Raw genomic sequence first — 9374 nt, forward strand, 5'->3', positions numbered from 1 at the left:
AAATCCTCCTTTTTGTTCCTACTCAGAACAGACAGCATTTTTAAAACGATATATGATGAATATAAAAGGTGTTCATTTATGCTGACTCACCCCCTTTCTCGCGCTCTATTCGGGCCGCGATACTAAGGACCAGCGCTTCGAGCTTGTCCATCTCGCGAAGCGCCTCCTCTTTTGGAAGCTCTGCGATACGGTCAATTTCAGCACTGTGGAAGCGCATGGCATCAATGACGGTTGGGAAGTCATCGGCTGTGGTGATGTGGTTCATGAGACATTGACCTCCTATTCAATTCTTTTGCAGCTTGTCTACTAGCCCCGAAGGGCTGAATCAGGCTGTAGATTCAGATTTTTGTTTTTGTCTTTCGATCACCCAGAGAGCATTTGCCCAAGCAGATTTCATCATTTGTACTTCAATAAGTGAATCATTATCCTGAAACCATTGAGCCTGCTCTGCTGGTGACATAAATGGAAGCGCCGAGCGGATTTTGATTGTGGTATTACCTTCTTGCATGATGTAGCAAGGACGGTTTTCCATCTGCTCATCCCCCTTTGCTCTATGTGTATGAGCATGAGGGAGTTGGACAACCTGCATACTTTCTCATCTCCTTTCCAGCTGAGGTTGGTTTTGGTAATACAGGTGTGTAAAAAAAATTAAGCTACTAATCTAGGTCGCCACACTTGAATAAAGAGTAATAATTGATTGAGTTCAGAGCGTCGTACATCTTTGTAGCTAGCAACAGCAAAGCAGTCTTTGATTGTTCTATGGATTTCTGAAAATAATCGTTTACGTTCTTTTTCAAGGTCTGGTACAATCACTTCGCCACCATCAAAACCGAGTTGCTTATATGCGACTTGTTCGGCTAACTCGTACACACGCTTGGCGATTTCCTTTTGTACTTTACGCTGCTCACCACTGTGTAAAGTGATTTGCTCATCTACCTTGCGTTCTACTTCATCAATGCGTTGAATGATTTGTTCTTGATTCTCTACAAGGTCAGCCGTTGTACGAAGGAGTGTTACAAGCGCTTGGTCTTTCGAAAGAGGGACAACATTGTTACTATTTTTAGCTTGATAGTAATCATCAACAAGCATTTCGTAAGCTTCCCAAGCTTTGTCAGTGTTAAGTGATTTTGCGTGCATCCAAGCACCTTTTTCAGTCCAGAGATACATTTTGCTTACTCTGTTGACTGATACGGAATTTCCGTACTGGTCACCAAACGCTTTTAGGTCATCACCTTGCAGCAAGAAAAAATGCTTACCTTTTGTGTACCTTTCTTTATTAGCGTTGAAGTTTTCAGATACACGACGATTATCAGTTCCGTAAGCTTCTGCTAATTGTGCTGTTGTTAACACACGTTGTCCGTTGTGTTGAATGATTTGAAGTTGATTCATGGTTTTGCTCCTTTCTGATTTGTAGGATTTTCCACATCCTTGTCGAATTTTGGATATAAGAAGAACGGTTACTTTGGCGAGTGGCTTTCTTCCAATCTAGATAGACAGGAGGTGTATTTTCATGCGTGATATAAAATTTGTTCAAGAATTTACAGACGTTGATCGAGTTAATGAACATTTACAAGAAGGCTGGGAACTTTTAAATGTTCTAAACCAAACAGATGATGGTGAACACTGGATTACTTATGTTCTTGGTCTCGATCAAAAAGCTTATGATAAATATAAAGAGGATTCTAAAGATGATGACTTTGACAATTTCTAAAATTTAACTAAGATGAATAAATGCTCATCTTGAGGGCGGTTATATACTTTATATAACTGCCATCCCTTTTCTACCCATTCGTTTACTTCCTTGATTAAAGAGGTTTCTTTCACCTCTTTAACTCCAATTAAAAATGGGTCTCTGTTAAAACCATTCACACGCTTACCTCCTTTCAGGGGTTAGACTGAGTTTTGATTACATCACTAAACAAGGGGCGATAAATTTGTACATCAGCTTTTCATTCGCAACAATCATCAGCCTAGTGGCACTAGTTATCAGCCTCTACAACTGGTGGAAAGCATTGCCTCGGCTTCAGGCCCTGATTGAGATGGGACGTCTTGATCCTCATCACCTCAGAGTTGATGCCGTACTTGTAAACTCTTCAAACAGTGCCATTAGCCTTTTGAAATCTGATTTTTATTTACAGAAAGATAAACTTGATACCTTAAAGGCTGAAAAACATGACAACACTTGGTATTTCATCTATGAAGGTGATTTTATTGCTGTCAGTTCTGATTACTTAAAAATGCCGCTGCTTCTTAAACCTAAGGAGGCTGTTAGACTAACTGATGTTATTTGTTTAGATGAAAGTTCATCTAGTAAGAAAATCAAATGGCATCTCTTTACTTCTGATGGAAAAAAGAAAATTCGATTTTCAGTCCAATCACGGGATATGGATACTAATTGTGATGTCACTCAAGATGAGCGAAATGAGTAACGCAACAAGAGATAAAGCAATAGGTATTAAATATCGCCTACTCCCCAATGCCTCACCACCTTTCGTTTGATAGGTGTAGGGTTAGGCTAAATTTTTATTTGCCATTTTGGCAATATCATTTTCAAAAAAAAGCTCTGTGATAGGCACTTGAAGTATGTCAGCAACTCTTGCTAGTGTTTCAGCAGGGAATCTTCCTCTTCCTATCTCAAGATAATAATAGCCATTAGGACTTTCATATCCAAGCATTTTCGCCATTTCATCTAAGGATATGCCCTTTTCTTTTCGAAGAAATTTTATTTTTTCTAGGTTAACTTTTTTTGGTTTATACAACATTGACACCACCTCCTTTTTTGCCATTTCGGTAATTCTTAACTCAATAATATATTGCCAATTCGGTAATGTCAACATAAATTTTACCTTTTTGGCAAATATGTTTTTTACCGAATCGGTAAATGGTACAATTAGGATAATTAAACTAAAAGTATGGTGATACGTATAATGAGTGTCTTAGGAAAGAGAATTAAATATCTAAGAGAAAAAAATAATTTCTCACAAAAACGATTAGCTGAATCACTTGGTATCACCAATGTTCAACTTTCCCGCTATGAAACAGGGGATCGAAATCCAGATCCTGACACCATTAAAAAAATCGCTGATTTCTTTGAGGTTTCAACTGATTATCTTTTTGGTCGTACTAATAATCCATCTTCTAAAAGTAATGAAGACGACTCAAATATAAACGTCGCCTTTTATGATGGATTAAAAGACCTTGATAAATTAGATCCAGACGAACGACAATTTATCTTAGATATGGTTGAGGATACTGTAGCTCGGTTTAAGAAAAGAAAAGCAGAACTAAAAGCAAAGAAAAACAAATAACCCTGCTTGACCAATCGGACAAGCAGGGCATTATTATAGACATCAGAGAAAATTATTACATAAATGTAAAGGTATATGAAAAAAAGGGAGGGATTCATCGTGTGGGCTTTGCTGGGCATTATATTTCTAATTGTAGCTATTGTGCTTCTCGATTGCATACGCAAACCACCAAAAGTAAAAGAAGGACAGAAACCTCTAACGAAAAGAGATTATATCATTGGTGCTTCAGTTTGTGGAGTTTTATCACTTGTATTCTTTGGTATGAACGATAGTGCCTTCATATGGAATCTTATTTCGATTATCAGCTTTATCGGTATATTTGTTTTTTTCATTTGGGCCATTGTTTCTTTATTTAAGAGAAATGGAACGGCAAAGAAAAAATTTATGTATACAGGTGTATGTTTTGTAGCTTTTTTGATAGGTGCAGTTAATTCTCCACCGAACGAACAACCTCAAAACATTAGTACATCAAAAGAGACAAGTACTCCTGTAGTTGCTCAGAAATCATCAGAAAATGAAGAAGCTAAGAAAAAGGCTGAACAAGAAGCTAAGAAAAAAGAAGCAGAAGCCTTGGCTGCTAAAAGAGCTGCTGAAGAAAAAGAAAAACAAGAGGTAGCTATCAAGAAAGCTGAGCAAGAAGCTAAAACAAATACAGAAAGCCAACCAACACAACAACAATCAACATCGACACCAATTATTTCGGAAGAACCGACTATATCTAATGAAATAAAAGAATTGACTCAATATGAAATAAAAAGGAAAAAGGAAGTTACCGACGCTTATATTGACGTTAAAGATACAAAAATCATACTAGCTTTGACTGTTCGTCCTGGTACTTCAAAAGAAAAAGCTAAAGAACTAGGAGATGACTTTGTTAGATCGTTAGGTGGTTTAGTGGCCGCGATGAATAGTAATTTATCTGGCCCGACAAAAGATAATCTTGGCGAACTTTGGAATTACTATGATGTGCATATAGGGGTAGGGACTGGACCAGACAACTTCATTGCTGAAGGGTATAAAGTAACTACTTCACCTAAAATATCTTGGTAATAAACGGGCTGAAGGGAGATACATATGAAAAAGACAACTGCTTCATTCCTAGCATTTTCACTTTTGTTCGGAGGAACTATTACTTATCCTGTAGCAGCTGCACCAATTAAAAAAGACTCTAAACCTGTTCAAAAAACAACACCTGAACAACAAACATTTAAAAAATGGACAGTTAATCAAGCTATCGACCAGTTCAAAAAGGCAAATTTAGAAGTGGGAAATCACTACAAAATGACAAAAAAGGATTATGGTTATGCCCCTATGGTAGCTATTGAGGCTGAAAGAATTTTCATTCCTTCTTTAGGTGAAGGTAATGGGGGAAGAATTTATTCTTTCAATTCAAAAGCTGACTTAGAGAAAATGAAAAAATACTATGAGTCCTTTGGAAAAGAGAACTCAGCTTTCTTTTCTTGGGTTCTTGTTAAGGATAATATTTTGTTCCAAATAAACGGTAAGCTACCAGAAGAAAAAGCAAAAAAGTATCAAGCTGTATTAAATAGCTTAGGAACCAATACTATACCAAAATACCCCACAGATATAAATGCATCTCAGAAAACAGAGGTTGTACAAAAACCTGTAAAAGCACCGACTATTAATTCGGAAAAGGTTATTTCAAATGATCTGCCTATATCACAAAAACAAAACAACGTTCCTAAAGCTGAAGAAAAGCTTAAGATGACAGACGATGAATTCGAAAAATATCTAAATGATAAATACGGTAACTTAGTTCTTGATGGAAAAACAATTGGTTTTGAATGGAAAGTAAATCCCTACAATCTTTATGATATTGATGTAAATATTAGCGGAAAAATCAATAACGATGATTATTCCTCCTGGTTAAACCTTCTAATAAAAGGAAAAAAAGATGAAATAAAAAAATTCTTTGTTGAAATCGCCAATGAAACAGCGAAGAATTATGAGAATAAAAAGTTCTCCGGATCTGTTATATACCAAGATGAATACAGCTTTTATCCAACCAGCTCTAAGCCAGGAAATATTTCAGTAACTATCGATGGGAATTTCCTTGTAACAAAAAGTATTGTATCTTTCTATAATTTTGGAAATGGAACCAAAGTTGACATAGATTAAATAATTACTATTTTCAAGAGGTAGTAACTATGACAAATAAAAAAAAAATACTAACTACTGTGGGAATTATAGCGATAATAGCGATTTCTTATTCTGTAGGCTCTACTACCGCAAAGACTAAATTAAACGAAAAAACCGTTTCATATAAACAAATAGAAGAAGAAACCAAAAAGAAAAACGATGAATTGAAAACAATAACAGATAATCTTAATGCTATTAAAGCAAATTATGAAGAGGCAAAAAAATTAGTTGCTGAGAAAGAGCAAATTAAAGGTGACATTCAAATTGCTCAACGCGAGCATGATTCTACTGTTGAAAAAATGTATAAAGCAAGCAATGATTTGAAAGCTAAACAAGCTGAGTTAGAAAGGATTTCTAATGCTGTTATAGCAAAACAACAAGAGCCCAAACAGTTACCAGCAGGTCACTTTATAGCAGGTAAAGATATCCAAGCAGGTCGATACAAAGTAACGCCAGTTGGTAGGGGTAGCAACTATGTTGTAAGGGATATCACAGGGCGTTTAAAAGTAAACACTATTCTAGGAAATGACTATGGCGTTCCTGAATACGTGGTGGAACTAGAAGATCAGGATACAATTCAAGCAGAATCTCGTGTTAAATATACAGCAATCGAATAAACTGTGGCCCTTTCTGGGCTCTTCTTTTTAAACAAAAATACAAACATACGTTTCCAACAGGAGGAGATACTGTGCTGAAATACTACACAAAAACTATGCTTGAGATTTGGATTGAAGAACAATACAAACAAAAAGGCATTTTATCTCCAAGGGATTTAACAATAGAAAGGGTATGTACAGAGTTTTGTATAGAGATTGAATACACAGAAAAGATTAACAATGTGGTATGGGATGAAGAATTAATCATCGTATATTTGAATCAAAATTTATCATCGCAGGAACAAAAAGAGGCTTTCTTTCACGAGCTTTGTCATCCACTTCGTCATGTAGCTGATCAGCGAAATCGACATCCGATTTTCCGAGGGCTTATCGAACTTCAAGAAGAACAAGCGAGGAATTTTCAACCATACGCAACCATCCCCTTCTTTATGATTGAACAACTAGAACTACCAAGCAGAGATAAAGAAATTGCTGGATTACTTGCTCAAACATTCAACACAACTTACTTTTTTGCATATCGACGTTGGGAGCAAATTAAGCGACGGATTTTTCAAGGCATCTTTGATGAAAAGATTAAATCTTATTTAGAGATAAGAGAAGAAATTTTTGCTAGATTTAAAAAGGAATACAATAAATTTTTTTACTACTAAAACAGAATTTTTCTATGTCCAACACAGCATTCCATAAAAATAACTAGAAATACATTAAAAAGGAGATTCATTATGAAAAAGAAAACATCTTTGCTAACAGGATTAATAGCATTATCAATAGCACTTACTGCATGTTCAACTAAACACCCTGATATCCAGACTAACCAGCAACAGGAAACTAAAGTTACAGCAGTAACGCCACCAGCTACAGCACCAGCAGCTCAGCCAGCATCAAAACAAACAACCGCTGCTCCCCAAACGGCAACCGGTAAACTTATACCAGCCAAAATTATATCCGTTACAGATGGCGATACAATGAAGGTTGAGTTAAACGGAAAGAAAGAAACTATCCGTCTACTATTAGTAGATACGCCAGAAGTAAAACATCCATCAAAGCCAGTGCAACCATTTGGCCCAGAAGCATCCGCCTTCGCAAAGAAAATACTGAAAGAAGGCAAAGAGGTGCAAATTGAGATTGATGTATCTGAGAGGGATAAATATGGCCGCCTACTTGCATATTTGTGGGTGGATGGAAAGATGTTCAATGAAATGCTACTAGAGAAAGGCTTAGCACGTGTAGCATACGTTTATCCACCAAATATAAAATATGTGGACCAGTTCCGTGCCATTCAAAAGAAAGCCCAAACAGCAGGCATCGGCATCTGGTCAATTGAGAATTATGCACAAGAGGACGGTTTTCACCCCAAGGAAACTGCTACAAAAAAGGCAGAACCTACAAAACAACAATCTGAAAAGCCTGTAGCAGAAACTCAAAAATCAACCACCCCTTCTTCTAATGTGCAGTATAAGAACTGTACAGAAGCGAGAGCCGCTGGAGTAACACCGATATATGAAGGCCAACCTGGATATAGTCGAAAGTTAGACCGCGATGGAGATGGTGTTGCTTGTGAATAATTGAAAAGCCCTTCCTGGGCTCTTCTTTTTAACTATAAAACAGAACGAACATTCTACTCGTTGTATTAACAGAAAAACCGACATGTTTTTCTTGGCGATAGTGGTACAATCATCAGGAGGTGATTACATGTATCGACCTACCAACAAAGACGTATTTATCTATCTTCGTAAAAGCCGGAAAGACATTGAAGAAGAGAAAAAAGCTTTGGAATATGGGAAGAGTTACGATACGCTTTCCAAGCATCGGAAAGAATTGCTTGATCTTGTAAAGCGCGAACAGCACAATGTAATCGACATATTTGAGGAAGTTGTGTCTGGCGAGTTCCTTTCTGAGCGTGCAATTGCACAGGAGATGCTTCGCCAGGTTGAAGAAGGGGCCGTTGAAGGTGTAGTGGTAATGGACCTGGACCGCCTTGGTCGTGGCGATATGATTGATGCCGGTACGATCTTCCGCTCGTTCAAGTTCTCAGATACACTTATTATCACCCCAAACGAAGTTATTGACTGTAATTCTGAAGGCGCAGAATTGCTTTTCGGAGTAAAATCAATTATCGCTCGAGAGGAACTGCGTCAAATTACCAAGCGTATGCAAGGTGGCCGTCGCCGTTCCGCAAAGGATGGAAAGTCAATTACCCGTAAGCCACCATATGGCTATTCACGGGATGAAAATCTAAAGTTATCCCCTCATCCTGAACAAGCGCAAATCGTAAAAAAGATATTCGAATTAGCTGCTGAAGGAAAAGGACGAAAAGCAGTAGTGAAAGAACTGCAAATGCTCGGTATTGATCCACCTGAAGGTAAAGTATGGGAAGAGTCAAGTATCGGATATATCATCAAAAATGAAGTGTACCTGGGGCATATCATCTGGGGCAAACAAAAGTATAGCAAACGTAATGGAAAGAGAGTTACAAAGAAAGTCCCTCCCGAACTTTGGATTCGTCATGAAAATGCACATGAGGCAATCATTTCACAAGAACTTTTTGATAAAGCTAATCTTGCAGTAAGTAGACGTTATCGCGCTCCAGTACAAGAAGGATTAACATTATCTAATCCATTAGCTGGCATTTTACGTTGTGCCTTATGCGAGCGCAATTTACGTATTTCTCATACAGCAGATAGACCGAATCCGCAGTTAAGGTGTATTAACCCTAATTGTCAACCATATCAAAAAGGAGTTCTACTCCCTATCATCGAAAAAAGAATCATTGATTCTTTAGCTACTCTGGTTGAACAAGTAGGTCTTCAACAGGATGAAATTGCATCTTCTATCCAGCAAGAAGAATCTATGATTGAGCGTAAACAAAAACAAATTACTAGGTTAGAAAAAGAGATTGAAGAATTGCACGGAATGAGAGAAACAGCATTCGAAATGCTAGAGAAGAAAGTATATACTGAGGAAATATTTTTGCAACGTCATCAATCGATTGGACAGAAACTTAAAGAAACAGAGTCAAACATTGAACAGCTAAAAAAAGAAATAGAGCTGGAAGAGGCCCAGCTCGCTCATAAAGAGAATATAATTCCGCAAATCCGCAAAGTGATCGATACCTATTGGGAACTTGAAAGTCCTGTTGAGAAAAACCACTTACTCAAATCCATCTTAGAAAAAGTATACTATACTCGAAAGAAGGAATGGACCAAAAAAGACCAGTTCGAACTTGAAATTATACCAAGGCTTCCTATTTAGGAAGTCTTTGTGTATATCATCAAGAGGTATACTGATT

The 9374-nt window shown here is 37.2% G+C and carries 14 protein-coding genes; 9 read left to right on the top strand and 5 right to left on the bottom strand.

Features of this window, described 5'->3' with window-relative positions; genetic code table 11:
• Nucleotides 1-76: 76 nt before the first annotated feature.
• The 3 genes from HMPREF0083_RS03135 to HMPREF0083_RS03145 form a co-directional block, all read right to left on the bottom strand.
• Nucleotides 77-265 carry a hypothetical protein gene (locus HMPREF0083_RS03135; RefSeq protein ID WP_021619569.1) on the bottom strand — a complete coding sequence of 63 codons (189 nt, stop codon included), beginning with the start codon at nucleotides 263-265 and terminating at the stop codon, nucleotides 77-79.
• A gap of 60 nt (nucleotides 266-325) precedes the next feature.
• Nucleotides 326-532 carry a hypothetical protein gene (locus HMPREF0083_RS03140; RefSeq protein WP_148315844.1) on the bottom strand — a complete coding sequence of 69 codons (207 nt, stop codon included), beginning with the start codon at nucleotides 530-532 and terminating at the stop codon, nucleotides 326-328.
• A gap of 116 nt (nucleotides 533-648) precedes the next feature.
• Nucleotides 649-1389, bottom strand: coding sequence for an ORF6N domain-containing protein (locus HMPREF0083_RS03145; protein WP_021619571.1), 741 nt, complete (start codon nucleotides 1387-1389; stop codon nucleotides 649-651).
• A 121-nt stretch (nucleotides 1390-1510) separates the two neighbouring features.
• Here HMPREF0083_RS03145 and HMPREF0083_RS03150 point away from each other — a divergent pair, with 121 nt between their 5' ends.
• Nucleotides 1511-1711 (top strand): hypothetical protein, encoded by a 201-nt coding sequence (locus HMPREF0083_RS03150; RefSeq protein WP_021619572.1) that lies wholly within the window; start codon nucleotides 1511-1513, stop codon nucleotides 1709-1711.
• Here the strand turns inward: HMPREF0083_RS03150 and HMPREF0083_RS27805 are convergent.
• Nucleotides 1708-1869 (bottom strand): hypothetical protein, encoded by a 162-nt coding sequence (locus HMPREF0083_RS27805; protein ID WP_021619573.1) that lies wholly within the window; start codon nucleotides 1867-1869, stop codon nucleotides 1708-1710. The two genes, HMPREF0083_RS03150 and HMPREF0083_RS27805, sit on opposite strands and share 4 nt — an antisense overlap.
• Before the next feature lie 65 nt (nucleotides 1870-1934).
• Between HMPREF0083_RS27805 and HMPREF0083_RS03155 the strand changes: the two genes are divergently transcribed.
• Nucleotides 1935-2429: a hypothetical protein gene (locus HMPREF0083_RS03155; protein ID WP_040301327.1), complete on the top strand. Its 495-nt coding sequence runs from the start codon at nucleotides 1935-1937 to the stop codon at nucleotides 2427-2429.
• An 81-nt stretch (nucleotides 2430-2510) separates the two neighbouring features.
• Here HMPREF0083_RS03155 and HMPREF0083_RS03160 read toward each other — a convergent pair whose 3' ends face one another.
• Nucleotides 2511-2762, bottom strand: a complete 252-nt coding sequence (locus HMPREF0083_RS03160) for a helix-turn-helix domain-containing protein (RefSeq protein ID WP_040301328.1) — start codon at nucleotides 2760-2762, stop codon at nucleotides 2511-2513.
• 165 nt (nucleotides 2763-2927) lie between these two features.
• Between HMPREF0083_RS03160 and HMPREF0083_RS03165 the strand changes: the two genes are divergently transcribed.
• The 7 genes from HMPREF0083_RS03165 (at nucleotide 2928) to HMPREF0083_RS03195 (ending at nucleotide 9337) form a co-directional block, all read left to right on the top strand.
• On the top strand, nucleotides 2928-3308 hold the full coding sequence (locus tag HMPREF0083_RS03165; protein WP_040301330.1) for a helix-turn-helix domain-containing protein: 381 nt from the start codon (nucleotides 2928-2930) through the stop codon (nucleotides 3306-3308).
• Between the two features lie 99 nt (nucleotides 3309-3407).
• Nucleotides 3408-4358, top strand: coding sequence for a hypothetical protein (locus HMPREF0083_RS03170; protein ID WP_040301331.1), 951 nt, complete (start codon nucleotides 3408-3410; stop codon nucleotides 4356-4358).
• Between the two features lie 24 nt (nucleotides 4359-4382).
• Complete coding sequence (locus HMPREF0083_RS26095; RefSeq protein WP_021619578.1) at nucleotides 4383-5447, top strand: hypothetical protein; 1065 nt, start codon at nucleotides 4383-4385, stop codon at nucleotides 5445-5447.
• A gap of 29 nt (nucleotides 5448-5476) precedes the next feature.
• Nucleotides 5477-6085: a hypothetical protein gene (locus HMPREF0083_RS29250; protein WP_021619579.1), complete on the top strand. Its 609-nt coding sequence runs from the start codon at nucleotides 5477-5479 to the stop codon at nucleotides 6083-6085.
• Nucleotides 6086-6156: 71 nt separating this feature from the next.
• A complete protein-coding gene (locus HMPREF0083_RS03185) occupies nucleotides 6157-6735 on the top strand; it encodes an ImmA/IrrE family metallo-endopeptidase (protein ID WP_051354514.1) in 579 nt (192 codons plus the stop codon).
• Nucleotides 6736-6807: 72 nt separating this feature from the next.
• Nucleotides 6808-7650, top strand: a complete 843-nt coding sequence (locus HMPREF0083_RS26950) for a thermonuclease family protein (protein ID WP_021619581.1) — start codon at nucleotides 6808-6810, stop codon at nucleotides 7648-7650.
• Between the two features lie 127 nt (nucleotides 7651-7777).
• On the top strand, nucleotides 7778-9337 hold the full coding sequence (locus HMPREF0083_RS03195) for a recombinase family protein (RefSeq protein ID WP_040301333.1): 1560 nt from the start codon (nucleotides 7778-7780) through the stop codon (nucleotides 9335-9337).
• Nucleotides 9338-9374 lie beyond the last annotated feature (37 nt).

It is taken from the genome of Aneurinibacillus aneurinilyticus ATCC 12856 (genome assembly GCF_000466385.1).
Lineage (GTDB): Bacteria > Bacillota > Bacilli > Aneurinibacillales > Aneurinibacillaceae > Aneurinibacillus > Aneurinibacillus aneurinilyticus.

Bases quoted from the DNA above. Each gene is read 5' to 3' on its own strand.
- HMPREF0083_RS03135 (WP_021619569.1), bottom strand. From the start codon at position 265: ATGAACCACATCACCACAGCCGATGACTTCCCAACCGTCATTGATGCC.
- HMPREF0083_RS03140 (WP_148315844.1), bottom strand. From the start codon at position 532: ATGGAAAACCGTCCTTGCTACATCATGCAAGAAGGTAATACCACAATC.
- HMPREF0083_RS03145 (WP_021619571.1), bottom strand. From the start codon at position 1,389: ATGAATCAACTTCAAATCATTCAACACAACGGACAACGTGTGTTAACA.
- HMPREF0083_RS03150 (WP_021619572.1), top strand. From the start codon at position 1,511: ATGCGTGATATAAAATTTGTTCAAGAATTTACAGACGTTGATCGAGTT.
- HMPREF0083_RS03160 (WP_040301328.1), bottom strand. From the start codon at position 2,762: ATGTTGTATAAACCAAAAAAAGTTAACCTAGAAAAAATAAAATTTCTT.
- HMPREF0083_RS03165 (WP_040301330.1), top strand. From the start codon at position 2,928: ATGAGTGTCTTAGGAAAGAGAATTAAATATCTAAGAGAAAAAAATAAT.
- HMPREF0083_RS26095 (WP_021619578.1), top strand. From the start codon at position 4,383: ATGAAAAAGACAACTGCTTCATTCCTAGCATTTTCACTTTTGTTCGGA.
- HMPREF0083_RS29250 (WP_021619579.1), top strand. From the start codon at position 5,477: ATGACAAATAAAAAAAAAATACTAACTACTGTGGGAATTATAGCGATA.
- HMPREF0083_RS26950 (WP_021619581.1), top strand. From the start codon at position 6,808: ATGAAAAAGAAAACATCTTTGCTAACAGGATTAATAGCATTATCAATA.
- HMPREF0083_RS03195 (WP_040301333.1), top strand. From the start codon at position 7,778: ATGTATCGACCTACCAACAAAGACGTATTTATCTATCTTCGTAAAAGC.